General features: G+C 59.0%; 22 protein-coding genes. 13 read left to right on the forward strand and 9 right to left on the reverse strand.

Annotated features, from left to right (window positions below):
* Positions 1-248: 248 nt before the first annotated feature.
* A complete protein-coding gene (gene ettA, locus PMI35_RS19765; RefSeq protein WP_008058240.1) occupies positions 249-1,913 on the forward strand; it encodes an energy-dependent translational throttle protein EttA in 1,665 nt (554 codons plus the stop codon).
* A 374-nt stretch (positions 1,914-2,287) separates the two neighbouring features.
* A complete protein-coding gene (gene gdhA / locus PMI35_RS19760; RefSeq protein ID WP_008058241.1) occupies positions 2,288-3,625 on the forward strand; it encodes an NADP-specific glutamate dehydrogenase in 1,338 nt (445 codons plus the stop codon).
* Here the strand turns inward: gdhA and PMI35_RS19755 are convergent.
* The 4 genes from PMI35_RS19755 to PMI35_RS19740 form a co-directional block, all read right to left on the reverse strand.
* On the reverse strand, positions 3,622-4,116 hold the full coding sequence (locus PMI35_RS19755) for a GreA/GreB family elongation factor (protein WP_008058242.1): 495 nt from the start codon (positions 4,114-4,116) through the stop codon (positions 3,622-3,624). The genes gdhA and PMI35_RS19755 overlap by 4 nt on opposite strands.
* Before the next feature lie 70 nt (positions 4,117-4,186).
* Positions 4,187-4,543, reverse strand: coding sequence for a hypothetical protein (locus tag PMI35_RS19750; RefSeq protein ID WP_008058245.1), 357 nt, complete (start codon positions 4,541-4,543; stop codon positions 4,187-4,189).
* Between the two features lie 80 nt (positions 4,544-4,623).
* On the reverse strand, positions 4,624-6,477 hold the full coding sequence (locus PMI35_RS19745) for an Lnb N-terminal periplasmic domain-containing protein (protein WP_008058247.1): 1,854 nt from the start codon (positions 6,475-6,477) through the stop codon (positions 4,624-4,626).
* A 95-nt stretch (positions 6,478-6,572) separates the two neighbouring features.
* Positions 6,573-7,061, reverse strand: coding sequence for a DUF3015 domain-containing protein (locus tag PMI35_RS19740; RefSeq protein ID WP_008058249.1), 489 nt, complete (start codon positions 7,059-7,061; stop codon positions 6,573-6,575).
* A 279-nt stretch (positions 7,062-7,340) separates the two neighbouring features.
* Between PMI35_RS19740 and PMI35_RS19735 the strand changes: the two genes are divergently transcribed.
* Together PMI35_RS19735 and PMI35_RS19730 are read left to right on the forward strand one after the other, a co-directional pair.
* Positions 7,341-9,779, forward strand: a complete 2,439-nt coding sequence (locus PMI35_RS19735) for a Lon protease family protein (RefSeq protein WP_008058251.1) — start codon at positions 7,341-7,343, stop codon at positions 9,777-9,779.
* 315 nt (positions 9,780-10,094) lie between these two features.
* The gene (locus PMI35_RS19730) at positions 10,095-10,436 is read left to right on the forward strand and encodes a PA4575 family protein (protein WP_008058253.1); all 342 of its coding nucleotides are present in this window, start codon (positions 10,095-10,097) and stop codon (positions 10,434-10,436) included.
* 5 nt (positions 10,437-10,441) lie between these two features.
* Here PMI35_RS19730 and PMI35_RS19725 read toward each other — a convergent pair whose 3' ends face one another.
* On the reverse strand, positions 10,442-12,271 hold the full coding sequence (locus PMI35_RS19725; RefSeq protein WP_008058255.1) for a hypothetical protein: 1,830 nt from the start codon (positions 12,269-12,271) through the stop codon (positions 10,442-10,444).
* A gap of 158 nt (positions 12,272-12,429) precedes the next feature.
* Between PMI35_RS19725 and PMI35_RS19720 the strand changes: the two genes are divergently transcribed.
* The 3 genes from PMI35_RS19720 (at position 12,430) to PMI35_RS19710 (ending at position 14,083) form a co-directional block, all read left to right on the forward strand.
* Positions 12,430-12,918, forward strand: a complete 489-nt coding sequence (locus tag PMI35_RS19720) for a TIGR00645 family protein (RefSeq protein ID WP_007970904.1) — start codon at positions 12,430-12,432, stop codon at positions 12,916-12,918.
* Between the two features lie 135 nt (positions 12,919-13,053).
* Entirely contained in the window at positions 13,054-13,344 is a 291-nt protein-coding gene (locus PMI35_RS19715) for a DUF6482 family protein (RefSeq protein ID WP_008058258.1), read from the forward strand.
* Between the two features lie 121 nt (positions 13,345-13,465).
* The gene (locus PMI35_RS19710; protein WP_008058284.1) at positions 13,466-14,083 is read left to right on the forward strand and encodes an FKBP-type peptidyl-prolyl cis-trans isomerase; all 618 of its coding nucleotides are present in this window, start codon (positions 13,466-13,468) and stop codon (positions 14,081-14,083) included.
* Positions 14,084-14,196: 113 nt separating this feature from the next.
* On the opposite strand, the gene PMI35_RS19705 is transcribed toward PMI35_RS19710, so the two are convergent.
* The 3 genes from PMI35_RS19705 to PMI35_RS19695 form a co-directional block, all read right to left on the reverse strand.
* Complete coding sequence (locus PMI35_RS19705; RefSeq protein ID WP_008058285.1) at positions 14,197-14,454, reverse strand: PA4570 family protein; 258 nt, start codon at positions 14,452-14,454, stop codon at positions 14,197-14,199.
* 208 nt (positions 14,455-14,662) lie between these two features.
* Positions 14,663-15,004, reverse strand: a complete 342-nt coding sequence (locus PMI35_RS19700) for a zinc ribbon domain-containing protein YjdM (protein WP_008058286.1) — start codon at positions 15,002-15,004, stop codon at positions 14,663-14,665.
* Positions 15,005-15,184: 180 nt separating this feature from the next.
* Positions 15,185-16,153, reverse strand: coding sequence for a polyprenyl synthetase family protein (locus PMI35_RS19695; protein WP_008058287.1), 969 nt, complete (start codon positions 16,151-16,153; stop codon positions 15,185-15,187).
* A 239-nt stretch (positions 16,154-16,392) separates the two neighbouring features.
* Between PMI35_RS19695 and rplU the strand changes: the two genes are divergently transcribed.
* From rplU to PMI35_RS19670, 5 genes are all read left to right on the forward strand, one after another.
* Positions 16,393-16,707 carry a 50S ribosomal protein L21 gene (gene rplU / locus PMI35_RS19690; RefSeq protein WP_007950961.1) on the forward strand — a complete coding sequence of 105 codons (315 nt, stop codon included), beginning with the start codon at positions 16,393-16,395 and terminating at the stop codon, positions 16,705-16,707.
* A 35-nt stretch (positions 16,708-16,742) separates the two neighbouring features.
* Complete coding sequence (rpmA, locus tag PMI35_RS19685; protein ID WP_003281574.1) at positions 16,743-17,000, forward strand: 50S ribosomal protein L27; 258 nt, start codon at positions 16,743-16,745, stop codon at positions 16,998-17,000.
* A 195-nt stretch (positions 17,001-17,195) separates the two neighbouring features.
* Positions 17,196-18,419, forward strand: a complete 1,224-nt coding sequence (cgtA, locus tag PMI35_RS19680; RefSeq protein ID WP_008052064.1) for an Obg family GTPase CgtA — start codon at positions 17,196-17,198, stop codon at positions 18,417-18,419.
* Between the two features lie 137 nt (positions 18,420-18,556).
* Positions 18,557-19,675 (forward strand): glutamate 5-kinase, encoded by a 1,119-nt coding sequence (gene proB, locus PMI35_RS19675; RefSeq protein ID WP_032831528.1) that lies wholly within the window; start codon positions 18,557-18,559, stop codon positions 19,673-19,675.
* 11 nt (positions 19,676-19,686) lie between these two features.
* Positions 19,687-20,151 (forward strand): CreA family protein, encoded by a 465-nt coding sequence (locus PMI35_RS19670; protein ID WP_007990450.1) that lies wholly within the window; start codon positions 19,687-19,689, stop codon positions 20,149-20,151.
* 180 nt (positions 20,152-20,331) lie between these two features.
* On the opposite strand, the gene rpsT is transcribed toward PMI35_RS19670, so the two are convergent.
* Positions 20,332-20,610 (reverse strand): 30S ribosomal protein S20, encoded by a 279-nt coding sequence (rpsT, locus tag PMI35_RS19665; protein WP_008058289.1) that lies wholly within the window; start codon positions 20,608-20,610, stop codon positions 20,332-20,334.
* 252 nt (positions 20,611-20,862) lie between these two features.
* Here rpsT and murJ point away from each other — a divergent pair, with 252 nt between their 5' ends.
* Positions 20,863-22,401 carry a murein biosynthesis integral membrane protein MurJ gene (murJ, locus tag PMI35_RS19660; RefSeq protein ID WP_008058290.1) on the forward strand — a complete coding sequence of 513 codons (1,539 nt, stop codon included), beginning with the start codon at positions 20,863-20,865 and terminating at the stop codon, positions 22,399-22,401.
* Positions 22,402-22,448: the final 47 nt, after the last annotated feature.

Genomic DNA, 22,448 nt, shown 5'->3' on the forward strand with positions numbered 1-22,448 from the left:
GCACTATAAGCCGGACGCCCGAAGGGCGGCTAGCATGCCTTGAGTTGTGGCGAAGTGCCAGTCCCGCTCGGCTGGACTGCCATCGGTCATTAAGGTAGCTTTGCCGGTTACGCGGGAGCGTTCCAGCTCCTAGAATCAGACTTTTTTCAGCGCCTGCGCTTTGGCTTAGCCAAGCGTACGACGCGCATGGTCTGGCCGGGCATCGCCTGCGCTCTATTCATTCATCAGTCACTGACCCTAGGTTCTCCATGGCTCAATACGTATTCACCATGCATCGGCTGGGCAAAGTTGTTCCGCCGAAGCGGGAAATCCTGAAAAATATCTCCTTGTCGTTTTTTCCGGGCGCCAAGATCGGCGTACTCGGCCTCAACGGTTCGGGTAAGTCCACCCTGCTGAAAATCATGGCGGGCGTCGACACCGAGTTCGACGGTGAAGCCCGTCCGATGCCGGACCTGAACATCGGCTACCTGCCGCAAGAACCACAGCTGGACCCGACCAAGACCGTGCGTGAAGTGGTCGAGGAAGCGGTCAGCGTGATCAAGGACGCCCAGGCGCGCCTGGACGAGGTCTACGCGGCCTACGCCGACCCGGATGCCGACTTCGACAAGCTGGCTGCCGAACAGGCCAAACTCGAAGCCATCCTGCAAGCCAGCGATGGCCACAACCTGGAGCGCCAGCTGGAAGTCGCCGCCGATGCGCTGCGTCTGCCGGCCTGGGATGCCAAGGTCGAAGTCCTCTCCGGTGGTGAAAAACGTCGTGTGGCCCTGTGCCGCCTGCTGCTGTCCGCACCGGACATGCTGCTGCTCGACGAGCCGACCAACCACCTGGATGCCGATTCCGTTGCGTGGCTTGAGCACTTCCTGCACGACTTCCCGGGCACCGTGGTCGCGATCACGCACGACCGTTACTTCCTGGACAACGTCGCTGGCTGGATCCTGGAACTCGACCGCGGCGCGGGCATTCCTTACGAGGGCAACTATTCGGGTTGGCTGGAAGCCAAGTCCGATCGTCTGGCTGCCGAATCCAAGCAGCAGTCGGCTCACGAAAAAGCCATGAAGGAAGAACTGGAGTGGGTGCGCAAAGGCGCCAAGGCCCGCCAGTCGAAATCCAAGGCACGTCTGCAACGCTTCGAAGAAATGCAATCGCAGGAATTCCAGAAGCGCAGCGAAACCAACGAGATCTACATCCCGGCCGGCCCACGCTTGGGCGACAAGGTCATCGAGTTCAAGAACGTCACCAAGGGCTACGGCGATCGCGTATTGATCGACAACCTGTCGTTCTCCATGCCTAAAGGCGCCATCGTCGGCGTGATTGGCGGTAACGGTGCGGGTAAATCGACTCTGTTCCGCATGCTGATGGGCAAGGAAACACCGGATTCAGGCAGCATCGAAGTCGGTGAAACCGTGCAACTGGCTTGCGTGGACCAGAGCCGCGAAGACCTGGACGGCAGCAAGACTGTGTTCCAGCAGATCTCCGACGGTTCCGACCAGATCCGCATCGGCAACTACGAGATCCCGTCGCGTACCTACGTCGGTCGCTTCAACTTCAAGGGCGGCGACCAGCAGAAGTTCGTCAAGGACCTGTCCGGTGGTGAGCGTGGTCGCTTGCACCTGGCCCTGACCCTGAAAGAGGGCGGCAACGTCCTGCTGCTCGACGAACCGTCCAACGACCTCGACGTCGAAACCCTGCGTTCCCTGGAAGAAGCCCTGCTCGACTTCCCGGGCGCCGCCATTGTGATCTCTCACGATCGGTGGTTCCTTGACCGTGTCGCGACGCACATCCTGGCGTACGAAGACGACTCGCAAGCGGTGTTCTTCGAAGGTAACTACACCGAGTACGAAGCCGATCGCAAAAAGCGTCTTGGCGAAGCCGCTGCCCAGCCGCATCGGGTACGCCACAAGAAACTGGCCTGATTTCAGGTTGGTTGCATGAAAAAACGGAGCCTTCGGGCTCCGTTTTTTTTGGGGAAGTGTTTTTTCAGGGACACCGCGGTGTATTCATCGCAGGCAAGCCAGCTCCCACAGGAAATGAGCAATGCCTGGAAAGTGTGTACAACACCCAAACTGTGGGAGCTGGCTTGCCAGCGATGGCGGTGTAACTGTTGGTGCAGTTTTAAAGGAATACTTCCCTATTTGGGTGCATAAGTGACCGATAATCGGACTAAATTTATATCAAATGCACCATTTAATTTCATAAAGGCGACATTCTGCTCTATTCCTGTGCGCGATTCGTTTGTTAAAGTCCGGCCCAATTTCTTCCAACGACAATAATTTGCCGAGACTTTTCCATGATCGAATCCGTCGAATCCTTCCTTGCCCGCCTGAAAAAACGCGACCCGGACCAGCCTGAATTTCACCAGGCCGTCGAAGAGGTCCTGCGTAGCCTGTGGCCCTTTCTTGAAGCCAACCCGCACTACCTGACCTCGGGCATTCTGGAGCGCATTTGCGAGCCGGAGCGAGCGGTCGTGTTCCGCGTGTCCTGGGTCGACGATCACGGCAAGGTGCAGGTCAATCGCGGTTTCCGTATCCAGATGAACAGCGCCATCGGCCCGTACAAGGGCGGTCTGCGTTTCCATCCGTCGGTGAATCTGGGTGTCTTGAAGTTCCTCGCCTTCGAGCAAACCTTCAAGAACTCGCTGACGTCGTTGCCCATGGGTGGCGGCAAGGGTGGTTCGGACTTCGATCCAAAAGGCAAAAGCGATGCCGAAGTCATGCGCTTCTGCCAGGCCTTCATGAGCGAGCTGTACCGTCACATCGGCGCCGACGTTGACGTGCCGGCCGGTGACATCGGTGTGGGTGCCCGCGAGATCGGCTTCCTGTTCGGTCAGTACAAGCGCCTGAGCAACCAATTCACCAGCGTGTTGACCGGCAAGGGCCCAAGCTACGGTGGCAGCCTGATTCGCCCCGAGGCCACCGGTTTCGGTTGCGTGTACTTCGCCGAGGAAATGCTCAAGCGTCGCGGTGAAACCGTCGAAGGCAAACGCGTGGCGATCTCGGGTTCCGGCAACGTTGCGCAATATGCCGCGCGCAAGGTCATGGACCTGGGTGGCAAAGTGATTTCGCTGTCTGACTCCGAGGGCACGCTGTACTGCGAAAGCGGGCTGACCGAGGAGCAATGGCAGGCCGTGCTTGAACTGAAAAACGTCCAGCGCGGACGCATCAGCGAGCTGGCGGGTCGTTTTGGCCTGGAGTTCCTGGCTGGCCAGCACCCATGGGGGCTCAGCTGCGACATCGCGCTGCCGTGCGCCACGCAAAACGAACTGGATGCCGATGCGGCACGTGCGTTGCTGCGCAATGGCTGCACCTGCGTGGCGGAAGGCGCGAACATGCCGACCACCCTCGAAGCCGTGGACCTGTTTATCGAGGCCGGCATCCTGTTCGCGCCGGGCAAGGCGTCCAATGCCGGCGGTGTTGCCGTCAGCGGTCTGGAGATGTCGCAGAACGCCATGCGCCTGCTATGGACCGGTGGTGAGGTGGACAGCAAGCTGCACGCCATCATGCAGTCGATCCATCACGCTTGCGTGCATTACGGTGAGGAGAATGGCCAGGTCAACTACGTCAAGGGCGCGAACATCGCCGGCTTCGTCAAAGTCGCCGACGCGATGCTGGCCCAGGGCGTGGTTTAAGCCGGTTCGATACGGATGATCTCGATCAGTTGATCGCCGGCCGGGCGTTGCCACAGCACCTCGTCACCGAGTTGCGCCCCGAGCAACGCCCGACCCAGGGGTGACCCCCAGTTGATCAGGCCGGCAGACGCGTCGGCCTGATCTTCACCGACCAGTTGCACGGTTTGCTCCGTGTCGTGTTCGTCGGCGAATGTCACTCGACCGCCGATCTGCACTTTTTCCGTAGAGCTGGCGGGTGGAACAACCTGAGCGCTTTGCAGGCGCTGGTTGTAATACCTCAAGTCGCGTTGTAGATCTGCTTCTCGCTGTTTGTTGGCCAAATCTCCTTGCGCGCTCAGTTCTCCCAGAAGGTTCTGCAACTCGGCGACCTTCGCTTGTAACTGGGCGAGGCCCGTGGGCGTGACGTAGTTGGGCTGCGCGCTGACCTGTCGTTCGACCGGCTGATCGGCTTGCGCGGCGGCATTGTCTTCATTGACGAAAGCCCGGCTCATGGTTTTCTCCCGTTATAGGGTTTGGGCCATGGTTGCAGGGTTTTAGTTTCGATGGATATCCGTGAGCGACCTATTGCGAGCGATAGGCTCGGGCGGCGTCTTGATCCTTTTGCCGTTGCCAGGCTTCATCGCGCTCGTCCCAATGACTGTTGCGATAGCTCTCGCGGTCCTGGCTTTCGCGCATGGCCTGACACTGACGGAAACCATCGCTCCAGCCTTCGGCATAATTCTTGTCCTTCAGGTAGCGCGGGACGTTCTTGCGAAACTCGCCGGTGATGGCTCCGGCGGCCTGGCGACCACTGCTGCAACCATCATCGAACCCGTCGGCGAATGCCGGTGGATAACCCTTGGCGATCAGATCTTCGTGGGTTGTCTGGCAACCTGCGATCAATATCAACAAACTCAACACACCTGCGTAACGCCACATCTCGAACTCCCGGACCGCAATACGGCCTGTAAGGAAAGTCTAGAAGCAGGTTCGTCAGCGGGATGTGAAAGAAAGATCTTTTAATAGTGATACCACTTCACCTCAAGCATCACTTCGTTCTCGGGTGTGGCCAGGTGGCTGAACTCGCGCTGGGCACTCAGGCGCAACCCGAGGTTGCGTGACAACTCCCACTGCTGATTCAGGCTCAGGCTGCGACGTACTTCACCATTGGTGAAGAAATCGCCTTTTGCCTCCAGGCTCAGATTGCCCAGCGGGTTTTTCCACAGCAGGCCCGTGTTGAAACCGGCCGCCGGCGATATGAATTCGGCGAAGTCATTGTTGTGTTCCACGCGCACGGTGCCCAGGGCAAAGCCGAGCATGTCGTCAGTCAATTGCCAGGTTCCACCGCCGCCGCCATTGACGTGGCTGACCAAGGTTTCATCGTCATGCTTGCCCGGCACTCGCTCCAGGCCACCGGTGACCTGCCACGACAGGGGTTGCAGCAACTCATTACGTGGGGTCAGGGAGCGAATCGTCGCCAGGTCGAGTTGCTGCACTTGCCAGTCATTGCCTTCGTACTGGCGTAGTTTCAATTGCAGGATTTCGATCTGTGCGCCGAGGGGGAAGCTTTCGGTGTTGTCATTGAGGTCGTGGTAGGCCATGCGCAGGCCGTATTCGCCGAAGGCGTGGTCGCCGCGGGTGCCGAGACCGGCCTGCCAGGTGCGCGATTCGTGGCCATCCTCGGGCAGGCCAGGCTGCGGGATGTCCAGTTCCGGTGCGGGGTTGCGATTGATCGCCCGCAGCAACTCGAAGCTGCGCTGGGCCCGTTGCGGATCACGCTCCTGGCCGTTGGCGCGGTAACGTTCCAGGCGATAGGCCGCGTCGATGATCAGTGCCTGACGGTCACGGGGTAGTGCCTTGAATTCGGGCGTTTGCAGTTGCTTCTGGTCGGCGCTGACTTTCAGTACCCACTGTTGTTCTTCATCGGTCAGTGGTTCGGCGCGGCTCAGCAATTCCCGTTCGCGAGACGGTCGATACTGGATGGACTCCACCAGCCCGGCCTCTTTCACGGCCTTGACGGTGTCGGTGGGAATGGCCGTCAGTGGAAATTGCTCGGTCAGGCGCAGGCTCGGGCGCGCCACTTGCAGCAGTTCCAGCAGGCGATAGGAACAGTTTTCGTCGAAAAAGAAATAGTCGAACTGAATCTGTTTCAGCTCCCAGACGTGCTCGACCATGCGCGCGGTTTCTTGCTGGGTCAGGTTCAGGCGGTACTCCCACAGGTCACGGTTCTCGAGACTGCGGTATTCCGAGAGCTTTTCCTGATAAGGCACCAGCGCAAACAGCCCCGGATAGCCACCCATCAGGCCTTTCCAGGCGTACAGGATGCTGTTGTCCGAACCCTCGATGTAAGCGCCAAAATTGATCGCATAACTGAGCAGCGAGGTCTTGTCGCTTTGCACGTCTGCCTGATCGATGCGCAGCAACGTGTGACCGAACATCGATGACGGGCTGTTGAGATAGGCCGCCGGAAAGATCATCACCGCGCTGTGGGGCGAGACGTCCTTGAACCATTGCGTGAACTCGGCGCAGGGAAGCGTTGGCAAATCGGTCAGGTTGAGTTGCGCCTTGAGCCAGCGGGTTCGTGCCGGGTAGACGCACTGCGCATGCTGCTCGCCCGCACTGGCCGGGGCGTACAACGCTTGCACGGTGGCCGCCAGCTCATGGTCCGGGTGTTCGTTGCCATCGGCGGCCAGAAAGAATTTCTTGTCGCTGACATAGCTGCGCCAGCCACCGAGCTTGGCGGTTTCGTAATGACCCAGGGAAATCCAGAAGGGGTCGTTGGCCAGTTGCTGCAAACGTTGAGGATCGATGTGAGGCGCGGCGGACAGCGGGGCGCAGACACAGAGCGCCAGCCAGGCAAGGCGTTTGAGCATAGTCAGCAACTTGAACAGGAAAAAATAAAGACCCAAAAAGGGGACAGGTCCAAAAAATAAAACCCGCTTCCCGAAAGAAGCGGGGCGGGTCGAGCTTATGCCTGAGTCGCGTACTTGGCCAGACGAGGATCGTTCTTCAGAACGGCCAGGGTGTTGGTATGCACATCTTCGGCGGTCACGTCAGCCTTGCTGAAGATCTGCTGGAAGTGCTCATGAGTGACGGCGGCGAAGTGCGCACGGTCTTCCGGCGCCACGCCCAGTACCACGGCGTAGGTGGTCAGTGCTTCGCCCTGACCTTTGGCCATGTCTTCGGACAGCTCGTTCATCATGCCATTCATGGCAAACCAGGATTTGCCGCCATAGGTCAGCGACGCGTTGGTTGAGCAACCGTTGGTACCGGAGGTCATGCCAAACGTTGCGTTGCCGGAAGTGCCGTTGGTGGTGGATGCCAGGAAGTGAGCCGGGGTGCCACGCTGACCTTCGAACAGCATGTTGCCCCAACCGCAATCCGGGCCGCCTGGCGCCTGAGCCATGGCGTTGATGGATACAGCGGTGAAGAGAGTACCAAGAAGAATCCGTTTCATAGCTTTGTTCTCTTTATGTGCAAACCAATGGACAAGGGTTCTGGCGCCTATCTCGCCAGTTTGGACTGGTTATTAATCCAGTCGCGCAGTTTGGAGTTTAGGCACGATCATGGGGTTCCGTGATTTTTTGCAAAACATGCGCTGAAAACAGTGATTTGGCAGCGCTCAACGCCGGGGTTTGCACTTGTCTATGCTTTGGCCTGAGGCGCTCCTTGCCAGTCAGGCATGGGCAGCGCCAGAATGCCGCTATCTGCCCCGCCTGATTGTTAAGGAAGCCCGATGCCTGATCCTGTTGCTGCCAGCTTGCGTCTAGCGCCCGAAGCGCTGACCCGTCCGTTTTCCGCTGAACAGTTCAGCTTCTCTACCACCAATGATCTGGAGCCCTTTCGCGGTGTGCTTGGCCAGGAACGTGCGGTCGAAGCCTTGCAGTTCGGTGTGGCCATGCCACGCCCCGGTTACAACGTATTCGTCATGGGCGAGCCTGGCACCGGTCGCTTCTCGTTCGTCAAACGCTACCTGAAGGCCGAAGGCAAACGCCTGCAGACCCCGGCGGACTGGGTCTACGTCAATAATTTCGATGAGCCGCGCGAACCGCGTGCCCTGGAATTGCCGTCGGGCACCGCCGGTGCCTTCATCGGTGACATCAACGGCTTGATCGACAACCTGCTGGCGACCTTTCCGGCGGTGTTCGAACACCCGTCCTACCAGCAGAAAAAAAGCGCCATCGACCGCGCCTTCAACCAGCGCTACGACAAGGCACTGGACGTCATCGAGCGCCTGGCCCTGGAAAAAGAGGTCGCGCTCTATCGCGATGCCAGCAACATTGCGTTCACTCCGATGCTCGAAGGCAAGGCGCTGGACGAGGCGGAGTTCGCCCAGTTGCCGGAAGCCGAGCGCGAGCGCTTCCACGAGGATATTTCCAACCTCGAAGAGCGTCTGAACGAGGAACTCGCCAGCCTGCCGCAATGGAAGCGCGAGTCGAGCAATCAACTGCGCCATCTCAACGAAGAAACCATTACCCTGGCCCTGCAGCCATTGCTGTCGCCGTTGTCGGAGAAATACGCCGAGAACGCGGCGGTGTGCGGTTACCTGCAAGCGATGCAGGTGTATTTGCTCAAGACCGTGGTCGAGCAATTGGTCGACGACAGCAAGACCGATGCGGTCGCCCGCAAGCTGCTGGAGGAGCAATACGCACCGAGCCTGGTGGTCGGGCATTCCGCCAGTGGCGGTGCCCCCGTCGTGTTCGAGCCGCATCCGACCTACGAGAACCTGTTCGGCCGCATTGAGTACAGCACCGACCAGGGCGCGCTCTACACCACGTATCGGCAGCTGCGACCGGGTGCATTGCACCGGGCCAACGGCGGTTTCCTGATTCTTGAAGCGGATAAGATGCTCAGCGAGCCGTTCGTGTGGGACGCGCTCAAGCGCGCCCTGCAATCGCGCAAACTGAAAATGGAATCGCCACTGGGCGAGATGGGCCGTTTCGCCACCGTCACCCTGACGCCGCAGCACATTCCGTTGCAGGTCAAGGTCGTCATCATCGGCGCCCGCCAGCTCTACTACACGCTGCAGGACCTCGATCCGGACTTCCAGGAAATGTTTCGCGTCCTGGTGGATTTCGATGAAGACATTCCGATGGTCGACGAGAGCCTGGAGCAGTTCGCCCAGTTGCTCAAGACCCGTACTTCCGAGGAGGGCATGGCGCCGTTGACCGCCGATGCGGTGGCGCGCCTGGCAACCTACAGCGCGCGCCTGGCCGAGCATCAGGGGCGGTTGTCGGCGCGCATCGGCGATCTGTTCCAGCTGGTCAGCGAGGCGGATTTCATTCGTCACCTGGCCTCGGATGAAATGACCGACGCCGGTCACATCGAGCGGGCACTCAAGGCCAAGGCCACCCGTACCGGGCGCGTGTCGGCGCGGATTCTCGATGACATGCTGGCGGGGATCATCCTGATCGATACCGCGGGTGCGGCGGTCGGCAAGTGCAACGGCCTGACAGTGCTGGAAGTCGGCGATTCGGCTTTCGGTGTGCCGGCGCGGATTTCCGCCACGGTGTATCCCGGCGGCAGCGGCATCGTCGATATCGAGCGGGAGGTCAACCTCGGTCAGCCGATCCACTCCAAAGGGGTGATGATTCTCACCGGTTACCTGGGCAGCCGTTACGCCCAGGAGTTTCCACTGGCGATCTCCGCGAGCATTGCGCTGGAGCAGTCCTACGGCTATGTCGATGGTGACAGCGCTTCCCTGGGCGAGGCGTGCACGCTGATCTCGGCATTGTCGAAAACCCCGCTCAAGCAGTGCTTTGCGATTACCGGTTCGATCAACCAGTTCGGTGAAGTACAGGCCGTGGGCGGCGTCAACGAGAAGATCGAAGGCTTCTTCCGTCTCTGCGAAGCCCGCGGGCTGACGGGCGAACAGGGCGCGATCATTCCCCACGCCAACGTTGCCACGCTGATGCTTGACGAGAAAGTGCTGGCGGCCGTGCGCGCCGGTCAGTTCCACGTCTATGCCGTGCGTCAGGCCGACGAGGCGCTGAGCCTGTTGGTGGGCGAGCCGGCGGGTGAGCCGGATGAAAATGGCGAGTTCCCTGAAGGCAGCGTCAACGCACGGGTGGTGGAGCGCTTGCGGGTGATCGCGGAGATGATCAGCGAGGAGGACCTGAAAGAGGCCGAGAAGGAAATGGCGGTCGAGGCGCTGGTGGAGGCCAAGCCGGCCTGATGCAAGCCTGAGCTTCACCTCGATCCACTGTGGGAGCGAGCCTGCTCGCGAAGACGGTTTTTCATTCAACATTGATGTTGGATGATCGTCCGCTTTCGCGAGCAGGCTCGCTCCCACATTTGCTTGTGAATCGCAATAAAGTGCCATCACTCTGGCGCCAATATTCACACAGTGACCATTCGGCGCCTTCTGGTCTTACTTGACGTGCTAGTCAGACTTTTCCTCTATTCTCTGCTCAAGGATATCGACAGTATCACTGGATCGAGACAGCCTTCCCGTGGAGGCTGAATACCGGATTTACCGAGGGTCGCCGCCATGCCGCGCAACCTCTGCCTGACTCGTCAATGTCTAGGTCTTGTGACCCGTATCGAATGCGCCATCCGCCCCCTGGCGGGCGATACGGGCATGTGGACCTTGCTCTTCGCCGCCGGAATGGCCGGTGAACAACCCTCAGCCATCAAGGCCCAAGGCCCGTTTCATGGCCCTTTTGTGGCTGAGTCCATCCTCGATACCATCGTTGAAAGCCTGACCCTGCACGGCTATGAACTGGCCGATGACCCGCAGATCTGGTGCCTGCATCTGCAAGCCCAGTTGCGGGAGATCAACGGTGGCCGTTGTCGTAGCGTGGGTGGCTTCGAGTTCCGGCCCGAGCACTGACAGCGCTATTGGGGCTGGGTGGACATGTCGGCCTTGTCGAGCTTGACCTCAAAACCGTATTGCACGGTGGCGAGGTCAGTTCGTTGATAGGCTTCCAGGCGCGTAGGTTGACCGTAGAAGTAATGCACGGCGAATAACGCGGGTCCTTCTGTGCTCGCGTCATGGCTGACCGCAAGAATTTCCTTCAGATAATTGCCGCTGTCATCCTTGGCGAAAAAGCGCCAGTCCTGATCGGGAAACACTTTCGAATCCACCACCAGTGCATTGCCCTTGAGTTCAAGGCCCTTGGGCAATTGATGGGCTTCGAAGGTCTGCTTTTCGACAGTGGCCAGGAACAGCGGGATGGAGCCGACCACAAAGGCGGGTGTTTGTGGAAACAGGTTCAGATCGTAGGTGATGGTGCCGCCCAAGGGGTCGACCTCATACGCCTCGGGGGGCAATTCGATCGGCTCATCGCGCTTGCCGCTGCTGTCTTCGGTAAAGAAGCTGACCGGGCTATCGCCTGGGTTGAAAGACGTACCGAGCAATTCATCGTTGAAGCTGCGCAGGTGAGTAAACTCGACGCGCGCGGCGCTGGGGTCCTCGACCGATTGATTGATCCTGACGCCTTTTTTCAACTGCTCCTGGGTCAAGGTCGCGCCCTTGAGCCAGGTCGGGGCGTTGTCGTCATAGACCACCACCGGCAAGTTCAGCGGCTGGATGGTTTTCGCTGTGGTATGGCTGTCGAAGCGGCGTACGGGCAGGTCCAGGTCCTTGCGGGTCACGGTAACGCTGGAGAAATCCAGCAGGCTGACTTCAAGGGTTTCGATGGTCCCGTTGAAATACACCTTGGAGTAGTGGCGTTTCTGTTGTTTTTCGAAGGTTCGCTGCTCTTCATTGAGCTGTTTTTCCAGCGACTCGCTCCAGAGCTTCTGTTGCTGCAACTTCGCCAGCTGCTTCTGGTAGAAGGCAATCTGCGCGGCGTTCTCATTGATCGAGCCTGAGCGCGACAGAAACTGCCCGGTGGCATCCCTGGCCTGGACGATCAGCGGATTCAACGGAGTATCAGCGATCTCGGGGGCGGGCGGCGCGCTGTCGCTGAACTCGATTTCGGCGTAGTTGTCCGCAAGTTTCACCAAGGTGACGCTCAAATTGTCGTTGGTGCGGGTCTGGCCGATGTCCTTTTTTGTCAGGTCGAAGCTGTAGAGCCGGCGCGGTGCAATGACTTCCACCTTGCCTTGCAGGCTCACCGGTTGTGGCTGGTTCTTGATATCGACGTCAAGGCCTTCGATGAACGGATAGGTCACGGTCAGGTCGTCGGGGTTGGTGACGTTGGAGCTCGATGGGCTCAGTTGAATGCCAGGGTCGGTTTCCGACCATTCCGGCTGGAAGGCGATGACCCGTTTGTTGCTCAAAGTGACCGACTGCCATTGCAGGCCATGGGGAAACAGAAACGCCGCCGGGATGCTGAAGTTGAACGGAAACACCGGTTGCAGGTCCGTCAGGTAGTCGGAGCTGGAGTCCTTGTGCAGGACGAACAGGCCGTTGATGTAAGTGTCGACCAGGGCCTGTGGCGTGGGGTAGTGCTTGAGCATGGCGAGGGCGTCTTCGCCATACTCGGTTTCAACAGGTTTGCTGTCGAGTTTGAGTTGCGCACGCTCGAGCAACAACAGCGAGCCACCCAGTTCGGCCACCGCATCCTTGAGTTTCGGGTCCTCGATGGTATCCAGGGACTTCTCGAACTGCGCAGTCTTTTCCTCGAGGCTGACCTGACGCTTCTCGTCGCTGGGCGAGCAGGCGCTGATCAGCAAAGCCAGAAAAATCCCGGCACTCGTTAACGGCAATCGCCCATCCATTTCCAGTCTTCCTGTCCGATGTCATTTTGCTGTCAATGGTTTGGACACTAGCAGAAAAACTTTGACACACACGCGCAGGTGGCGGATTTTTCGATGGTTTTGGCTGTAACGGACGGCTGTTATACTCGCGGCCATTTCCAGTCCACATGTGAGATTCAATGGAACGCTTTATCGAAAATGCAATGTACGCCTCGCGCTGGCTGCTGGCGCCGATCTACTTCGGCCTGTCCCTCGGGCTGCTGGCACTGGCGCTGAAATTCTTCCAGGAAGTCTTCCACGTCATCCCCAACGTCTTTTCGATGGCCGAATCGGACTTGATCCTCGTACTGCTGTCGCTGATTGACATGGCGCTGGTCGGCGGCCTGCTGGTGATGGTGATGATCTCCGGCTATGAGAACTTCGTTTCTCAACTGGACATCGACGACAGCAAGGAGAAACTCAACTGGTTGGGCACCATGGACTCCTCGTCGCTGAAAATGAAGGTGGCCGCGTCCATCGTGGCGATCTCGTCCATCCACCTGCTGCGCATCTTCATGGACGCCAAGAACGTCGATCCCGAGCATTTGCAGTGGTACGTCATCATCCACATGACCTTTGTGGTGTCGGCATTCGCCATGGGTTACCTGGATAAAGTGACCAAGCACTGAACAACGGCTGTCCAGTTGTTGCGCGCCGCCCGTCTGTTGCAAAACAGACGGGCGGCGTCGTTTATGGCTTGTGCTTTGATGCGCCGAGGCATATCCCTGTAAGGGTGTTGGCTCGTCACTGCGTGAGGTGCGCTCATGAACCTGCAAGAGTTGAATGCCTATGCCGTCGCCGGGAAGGTCGATGAGTTGAACCTGATCTCGATGGAGGGGGGTATCTACCTGCTGGAGGCCCGGATGCATGGTGCGGCGTATCCATTGAGCGATGCGCCAGGTCACACGATGCAGCTGCGCTCGGTGGAGCATGCCCGTGATGTGCTGCGTTCCTTCCCAAAGTTGCACTTCAACCTGGTGCACACCGTGGTTCATGACGAGATGTGCGGGTTGGTTGCCGATATCGAGGAAAACCTGAAGGTGCCGATCGCCTGACCCCTCTGATCAACGCCACGACATCTGTGCTAGTCTGCTGGCCCTTTTGGTTCCGGGCGCTCCGGGACGCGCTGTGCACGCACGGCCAGTTCCCGGGTCGTCCGCACAGCGGAGCAGTGTCATGTCCGAAGTAAATCTGTCCACCGACGAAACCCGCGTCAGCTACGGCATTGGCCGTCAGCTGGGCGACCAGCTGCGCGACAACCCGCCACCGGGCGTTAGCCTGGACGCGATCCTGGCAGGCCTGACCGACGCGTTCGCCGGTCAGCCAAGCCGTGTTGGCCAGGAAGAAATGTCCGCCAGCTTCAAGGTGATTCGCGAAATCATGCAGGCCGAAGCTGCAGCCAAGGCTGAAGCGGCCGCTGGCGAAGGCCTGGCCTTCCTGGCTGAAAACGCCAAGCGTGACGGCATCACCACCCTGGCTTCCGGCCTGCAATTCGAAGTACTGTCCTCCGGTGAAGGCGCCAAGCCATCCCGTGAAGACACCGTGCGTACCCACTACCACGGCACCCTGATCGACGGCACCGTGTTCGACAGCTCCTACGAGCGTGGCGAGCCAGCAGAATTCCCGGTTGGCGGCGTGATCGCTGGCTGGACCGAAGCCCTGCAACTGATGAATGCCGGCAGCAAATGGCGCCTGTACGTGCCGAGCGAACTGGCTTACGGCGCTCAAGGCGTTGGCAGCATTCCGCCGCACAGCGTACTGGTGTTCGACGTCGAGCTGCTGGACGTTCTGTAAGCCTTTGATCTTGTAGGAGCATGGCTTGCCCGCGATGGCTTCAACTCGATTCTAAATCGAGACTGAGTCGCCAGCATCGCGAGCAAGCTTTGCTCCTACGGGGTTTGCGTTACTCATATTTCGATCTTGTGATGCAGCTCACTGGTCGGGCGCAATGCCCGGGCATAGCAGAACAGAAACAGGTTTCTCACCACTTCCTTGAGCACCACCGGCTCGCTTGAACTCAAACCATTGACGTCCAGGTCACCTTGATCCTGCAGTTCGCTCAAGGCTTCCTCTTCCAGCACTGCGCAGACTTCCCCGGTTTCCCGATGCAGGATCCTGAGATAGGGGTGTGGGCGGTCCAGCCAGGCATCGATCAAATAAGTCATGGGTTCTCATCTCCATTGATTGGGTTCAATGAGAATAATTCCTATTCAATAAATAGCAAGGGCCTATTGGTAGATTGGGGATTTTTCTGGGTAAAGATTGCGTAAGGTCAAAACGGCTGGCGTTTGGCTATTGCGAGGATTCATTGGGCGAGGCGGGGAAGGGCGCAGCACCACCCCACGCCAGGGCGCGGGATGGCGTACAGCGGAATCAGACTTTTCTGACGAATTCGGATTTGAGCTTCATCGGGCCGATGCCGTCGATCTTGCAGTCGATGTCGTGATCGCCATCGCACAGGCGGATGTTCTTGACCTTGGTACCGACCTTGACCACCAGCGACGTGCCCTTGACCTTGAGGTCCTTGATTACGGTGATGGTGTCGCCGTCCTGCAGGACGTTGCCGACCGAATCCTTCTTCACTGCGTCGTCGGAGACCACTTCGGCGTCACCGCTGGCGGACCATTCGTGGGCGCACTCGGGGCAGATCAGCTGGGCGCCGTCTTCGTAGGTGTATTCGGAATTGCATTTCGGGCAGGGTGGCAACGTGCTCACTAAGGCTCCTTGGATTCAGGATCGCTAAAAAGCGCACATTGTATAGGGTTTTATCCGCGGGGGCATAAAACAACTGTGGGAGCGAGCCTGCTCGCGAAGGCGGTGTGTCAGTCAGCAACAATGTCGACTGTCAGATCGCAATCGCGAGCAGGCTCGCTCCCACAGGGTGTTGCGGTGTTTCTAGTGCGTGCGGGCGACCGCAAACTCGCTCAATTCGACCAGTGCATCGCGATATTCGCTGGCTGGCAGCGCGTCCAGGCACTTGATCGCACGGGCCACATAGTCGCGTGCCAGTTGGGCGGTGTATTCCAGTGAACCTGAGGCTTCCACGGCTGCGCGGATGTTTTCCAGGTCTTCGATGCCGCCTTTCTGGATCGCCTTGCGCACCAGTGCGGCCTGCTCCGGCGTGCCTTCGCGCATGGTGTAGATCAGCGGCAGGGTCGGCTTGCCTTCGGCCAGGTCGTCACCGACGTTCTTGCCCAGGGTCTCGGCATCGCCCTTGTAGTCCAGCAGGTCGTCGACCAGTTGGAAGGCCACGCCCAGGTGATCGCCGAAGGTGCGCAGCGCTTCGCACTGCTCAGGCGTCGCACCGGCCAGGGCTGCCGCGCTGTGGGTCGAGGCTTCGAAGAGCATCGCGGTCTTGCCGCGGATGACTTCCATGTAGGTTTCTTCGGTGGTGCTGGCGTCGCGGACCTTCGACAGCTGCAACACTTCGCCTTCGGCGATGATGCGCGTGGCTTGCGAAAGGATCTTCATCACTGGCATGGAGCCCAGCTCGACCATCATTTCGAAGGAGCGCGAGTACAGGAAGTCGCCCACCAGCACGCTCGGCGCGTTGCCCCACATGGCATTGGCAGTCGAGCGGCCACGGCGCATGCCGGACATGTCGACCACGTCGTCATGCAGCAGGGTCGCGGTGTGCAGGAATTCGATGGTGGCGGCCAGCAGGCGCAGGTCGTCGCCTTCGCGGCCGAGGGCCTTGCCACACAGCAGCACTAATAATGGACGCAGGCGTTTACCGCCGGCCGAGGTGATGTAATCGCCGATTTTCGATACCAGCGGCACTCGGGAAGTCAGCTGCTTCTTGATGATGCCGTCGACGGCGCTAAAATCGTCCGCCACCGCGCGGTAGAAAGCTTGGGGTTGCATCAGCGACAGTCGCTCCAGAAGGGTTGCGCGGCATGCTAGGACCCACGCCTGCAGGTGTCAAGGCGCGATGGACGGCCTCTTGCAAGGCGCTCGTGCCTTGCGTACAATCGCGCACCCTGAACTTCCTGGGCAGCACCTGCCTTACGCAATTGCAAGCGGGCCTCCAGCCCCATGCAGCCATGCCAGCCAATACCTCTTCTTATAAAGAGCTGGGTGAGCAGGATTATCGGAGAAATACCATGTCTTATGCAGTAATCGTTACTGGCGGCAAGCAGTACAAAGTCGCCCCAGGTGAATACCTGAAGATCGAAAAACTGGAAGTCGCTACCGGCGAATCCGTTACCTTTGATCGCGTTCTGTTGGTTGCCAACGGTGACGACGTGAATATCGGCGCTCCAGTTGTTGCTGGCGCTACCGTTGTGGCTGAAGTGATCTCCCAAGGTCGTCACGATAAAGTCCGCATCATCAAGTTCCGTCGCCGTAAGCACCACATGAAGCGTATGGGCCACCGCCAGTGGTACACCGAGATCAAAATCACCGGTATTCAGGCTTAATTACAGCCTAATTCCTCACTAGGAGAATTGAACTCATGGCACACAAAAAAGCTGGTGGTAGTACCCGTAACGGTCGCGACTCAGAAGCCAAACGCCTTGGCGTGAAGATGTATGGCGGCCAGGCTATCAAAGCAGGCAACATCATCGTGCGTCAGCGCGGCACCCAATTCCACGCTGGCTACGGCGTTGGCATGGGTAAAGATCACACTCTCTTCGCTAAAGTCGAAGGCGTGATCAAGTTCGAAGTAAAAGGCGCCTTCGGTCGTCGTTACGTGAGCGTAGTCGCGGCTTAATTGCGCGATCGCTGGAAAAGCCCTGTCTCGCGACGGGGCTTTTTCGTTTGTGGGGTGAGTCTCTTGCAAAGCTGTTTGTATGGGCTGTCGGCGTACGATGTAAGTGTCGTGGTTTGGGGTCGCTGCGCTCATTTTTGCAAGAGTCTTATGTCTTGATTGTTTTTCGGCTCGTCCGTATGGCGAGAGGCGTTTGTTATGAAGTTTGTTGATGAAGTATCGATTCGCGTAAAAGCTGGCGATGGTGGCAATGGCGCCATGAGTTTCCGTCGGGAAAAATTTATCGAGAACGGTGGCCCGAACGGCGGTGATGGCGGTGACGGCGGTTCCATCTACATGATGGCCGACGAAAACCTCAACACCCTGGTGGACTACCGTTACACCCGGCACTTCGATGCCGAGCGTGGCTCCAACGGCGGCAGCACCGACTGCACCGGCAAGAAGGGTGAAGACCTGATCCTGCGTGTTCCGGTCGGCACCACGGTGATCGACTCCGCGACTCAGGAAGTCATCGGCGACCTGACCAAGGCCGGTCAGAAGTTGATGGTGGTGCAGGGCGGCTGGCATGGTCTGGGCAACACCCGTTTCAAATCCAGTACTAACCGTGCGCCGCGCCAGACCACTCCGGGCAAGCCGGGCGAGCAGCGCGACCTGAAGCTGGAAATGAAAGTACTGGCTGACGTAGGTCTGCTGGGTTTGCCGAACGCCGGTAAAAGTACCTTTATCCGTTCGGTTTCGGCTGCCAAGCCGAAAGTTGCCGACTACCCGTTCACCACGCTGGTGCCGAACCTGGGTGTGGTCAGCGTCGATCGCTGGAAGAGCTTCGTCATTGCCGATATTCCGGGTTTGATCGAAGGTGCTTCCGAAGGTGCTGGTCTGGGTATTCGCTTCCTCAAGCACTTGGCGCGTACGCGTCTGCTGCTGCACCTCGTGGACATGGCGCCGCTGGATGATGCCAGCGCCCCTGATGCCGCTGAAGTGATCGTCAACGAGCTGATCAAGTTCAGCCCGTCCCTGGCGGAGCGTGATCGCTGGCTGGTCCTGAACAAGTGCGACCAGATCCTTGATGAAGAACATGATGCTCGCGTCAAGGAGATCGTTGATCGCCTGGAATGGACTGGTCCGGTCTACGTTATCTCGGCTATCTCCAAGCTCGGTACCGAGCGTCTGTGCCATGACATCATGCGTTACATGGAAGATCGTGCCGATCGTCTGGCCAATGACCCGGCCTACAAGGAAGAGCTGGCCGATCTCGATCAGCGCATCGAAGACGAAGCTCGCGCGCAACTGCAGGCGCTGGATGACAAGCGTGCCCTGCGTCGCAGCGGCGTGAAGTCGGTCCACGACATCGGCGACGATGATTGGGACGAAGAAGATGTGGATGACGAAGACGGTCCGGAAATCATTTACGTGCGTGACTGATTCGTTGCGATAAACTTAAGCGCCGCTCAATCGAGCGGCGTTTTAGTATCTGGAAATCGATTGTTGGTCACGAATAACCACGAATAACGTCACGGGCAGTGCCAGGTCGCGCTGCCCTCAAGCTAAGGTTGAAGATGATGCGGAGCAAGGTGACAGGTGCGCAGCGTTGGGTCGTGAAGATCGGCAGCGCTTTGCTGACGGCGGATGGCAAGGGCCTGGATCGCGCGGCAATGGGTGTCTGGGTTGAGCAGATGGTGGCCTTGCACGAGGCGGGAGTCGAGCTGGTGCTGGTGTCCTCCGGGGCGGTGGCGGCCGGCATGAGCCGTCTGGGCTGGACCGCGCGACCCAGTGCGATGCACGAGCTCCAGGCCGCTGCTGCAATCGGCCAGATGGGCTTGGTGCAGGCCTGGGAATCGAGCTTTGCCGAGCATGGCCGGCACACTGCGCAGATTCTCCTGACCCACGATGACCTGTCCGACCGCAAGCGCTACCTGAACGCCCGCAGCACCTTGCGTGCGCTGGTCGAGTTGAAGGTTATCCCGGTGATCAACGAGAACGACACCGTGGTCACCGACGAAATCCGTTTCGGCGACAACGATACCCTGGCGGCGCTGGTGGCCAACCTGGTCGAGGCTGACCTGCTGGTGATCCTGACGGATCGCGATGGCATGTTCGACGCTGACCCGCGCAACAATCCCGATGCCCAGCTGATCTACGAGGCGCGTGCCGATGATCCGGCGCTCGATGCGGTGGCGGGTGGTACCGGTGGTGCGCTGGGGCGCGGAGGCATGCAGACCAAGCTGCGAGCGGCGCGCCTGGCGGCGCGGTCGGGTGCGCATACGATCATCGTCGGTGGTCGTCTGGAGCGCGTGCTGGATCGCCTCAAGGCGGGCGAGCGCATCGGCACCTTGCTTTCGCCTGAGCGCGGCATGCTGGCGGCGCGCAAGCAGTGGCTGGCCGGGCACCTGCAAACCCGTGGCACCCTGGTGCTGGACGCGGGTGCGGTGACGGCGTTGTCCGAGGGCAACAAGAGCCTGCTGCCGGTGGGGGTCAAATTGGTCCAGGGCAGCTTCCGTCGCGGCGAAATGGTGGTGTGCGTAGCGCCTGACGGTCGTGAAATTGCCCGTGGGCTGGCCAACTACAGTGCGCTGGAAGCACAAAAAATCATCGGTCAGTCGTCTGAGGCGATTGTCGGTCTCTTGGGTTATATGGCGGAACCGGAACTGGTTCATCGCGATAACCTGATCCTGGTCTGAAGGAATACCTGATGCGCATGGCAAAAGGATTGTTGGGATTGCTGCTGGCGATGCCGCTGCTGGCATCGGCCGAGGAAATCGGCCAGGTGTCGACAGTGTTCAAGTTTGTCGGCCCGAACGATCGCATCGTGGTCGAGGCCTTTGACGATCCCAAGGTCGAGGGTGTGACGTGCTACCTGTCGCGCGCCAAGACTGGTGGCGTGAAGGGTGGGCTGGGGTTGGCAGAAGATCGCGCCGAGGCGTCCATTGCCTGTCGCCAGGTCGGGCCCATCAGCTTCAAGGGGGAGCTCAAGGACGGTGACGAGGTGTTCAAGGAGCGTACCTCCCTGGTGTTCAAGACCATGCAGGTGGTGCGGTTCCTCGACAAGAAGCGCAATACGCTGGTGTACCTGGTGTACAGCGATCGCTTGATCGAGGGCAGTCCGCAGAATGCGGTGACGGCGATTCCGATTTTGCCGTGGGCTCACGCTCAATAATCTGACGCAATCAGAACTGTGGGAGCGAGCCTGCTCGCGAAGGCGGTGCATCAGTCAGCATGAATGTTGAATGTGATGACGCTATCGCGAGCAGGCTCGCTCCCACAGTTTTTGTGTGTTCGTCAAATCGCAGGCAATAAAAAACCGACCCTGAGGTCGGTTTTTTAATGAACGGGTCGCTTAGGCAGCAGCGACAACGCTCAGGGCCTTAACGTGGCCATTCAGACGGCTCTTATGACGAGCGGCCTTGTTCTTGTGGATGATGCCTTTATCGGCCATACGGTCGATAACTGGCACAGCCAGAACGTAAGCAGCTTGAGCTTTTTCAGCGTCTTTTGCGTCGATGGCTTTAACTACATTCTTGATGTAGGTACGAACCATGGAACGCAGGCTGGCGTTGTGGCTGCGACGCTTCTCAGCCTGTTTTGCACGTTTTTTGGCGGAAGGTGAGTTGGCCACCGTCGAGCTCCTCGAAAGACTTTTTAGGAAATAGCAAACAAAATAGGCCGCGAATCATGCCGATGAGTTGAGGTCTTGTCAAGGGCGGTTGAGACGTTCCGCTAAGTGGTAGGTACTACACCTCTGGATATTTCTTTCCAGCGTGCGACCTGTAAACTCGCGAGCTTTGGCTCTGTGCTGTTGCGGCGCGGAGTATCGCATAAGTGGGCGCGTAGTTCGCCTGCTGTTTATCGACAGGCACGAACTCTTTTAATGAATCTGCTCAAATCGTTGGCCGCCGTCAGCTCTATCACGATGCTTTCCCGGGTTTTGGGGTTTGTTCGTGACACCCTTATCGCACGTGCATTCGGCGCGGGAATGGCGACCGACGCCTTCTTCATCGCCTTTAAACTGCCCAATCTGTTGCGGCGAATTTTTGCCGAAGGGGCGTTTTCCCAAGCATTCGTACCGATTCTTGCCGAATACAAAAGCCAGAAAGGCGATGAGGCGACGCGAACCTTCATCGCCTACGTTTCTGGCCTGCTGACGCTGGTTTTGGCGTTCGTCACGGTGTTGGGCATGCTTGCCGCCCCATGGGTCATCTGGGTGACCGCCCCGGGTTTCATCGACACGCCAGAGAAGTTCGAGCTGACCACGAGTCTGCTGCGGGTGACCTTTCCCTACATCCTGCTGATTTCCCTGTCGTCATTGGCCGGCGCCATCCTCAACACCTGGAACCGCTTTTCGGTGCCCGCCTTTGTGCCGACCCTGCTTAACGTCAGCATGATTATTTTCGCGCTGTTCCTGACCCCGTATTTCGATCCCCCGGTGATGGCGCTGGGCTGGGCGGTGCTGGCGGGCGGTCTGGCGCAGTTGCTGTACCAGCTGCCACATCTGAAAAAGATCGGCATGCTGGTCCTGCCGCGCCTGAATTTTCGCGACAGCGGCGTCTGGCGGGTGATGAAGCAGATGCTGCCGGCGATTCTCGGGGTGTCGGTGAGCCAGATCTCGCTGATCATCAACACCATCTTTGCCTCCTTCCTGGTTGCCGGCTCGGTGTCCTGGATGTATTACGCCGATCGCCTGATGGAGTTGCCGTCCGGCGTGCTGGGCGTGGCATTGGGCACGATTTTGCTGCCAACCCTGGCCAAGACCTACGCCAGCCAGGACCGCCAGGAATATTCGCGAATCCTCGATTGGGGCCTGCGCCTGTGTTTCCTGCTGGTATTGCCGTGCGCCCTGGCGTTGGGGATTTTGGCCGAACCGCTGACGGTTTCGCTGTTCCAGTACGGTCAGTTTGGAGCCCATGACGCGGCCATGACCCAGCGCGCACTGATCGCCTATTCGGTCGGTTTGCTGGGGATTATTGTGATCAAAGTGCTGGCGCCGGGCTTTTATGCGCAACAAAACATCCGCACGCCGGTAAAAATCGCGATTTTCACCCTTGTCGTGACCCAGTTGTTCAACCTGCTGTTGATTGGCCCGCTGGCCCATGCCGGCCTTGCGCTCGCCATCAGTGCCGGTGCCTGCCTGAATGCCGGGCTGCTGTTTTATCAACTGCGCAAACAGCAGATGTACCAGCCGCAACCGGGCTGGGTGAAGTTTGGTTTCAAGCTGGTGGTGGCGGTATTGGTGATGTCCGCTGTACTGCTGGCGGGGATGCATTTCATGCCCGCCTGGAGCGAAGGGCAGATGCCTGAGCGGTTCCTGCGCCTGGGTGCTTTGGTAATCGCCGGTGTGGTGGCTTATTTCGGCATGTTAGTGTTGATGGGCTTCAGGTTGCGCGACTTCAATCGCAGGACGCTTGGTTAAGGTCAGGCCTGGATAAACAGGGGCGAGACGGCGTTTTTGTCGGCTCG

Origin of the sequence: Pseudomonas sp. GM78, assembly GCF_000282475.1 — a bacterium.
Taxonomy (GTDB): domain Bacteria; phylum Pseudomonadota; class Gammaproteobacteria; order Pseudomonadales; family Pseudomonadaceae; genus Aquipseudomonas.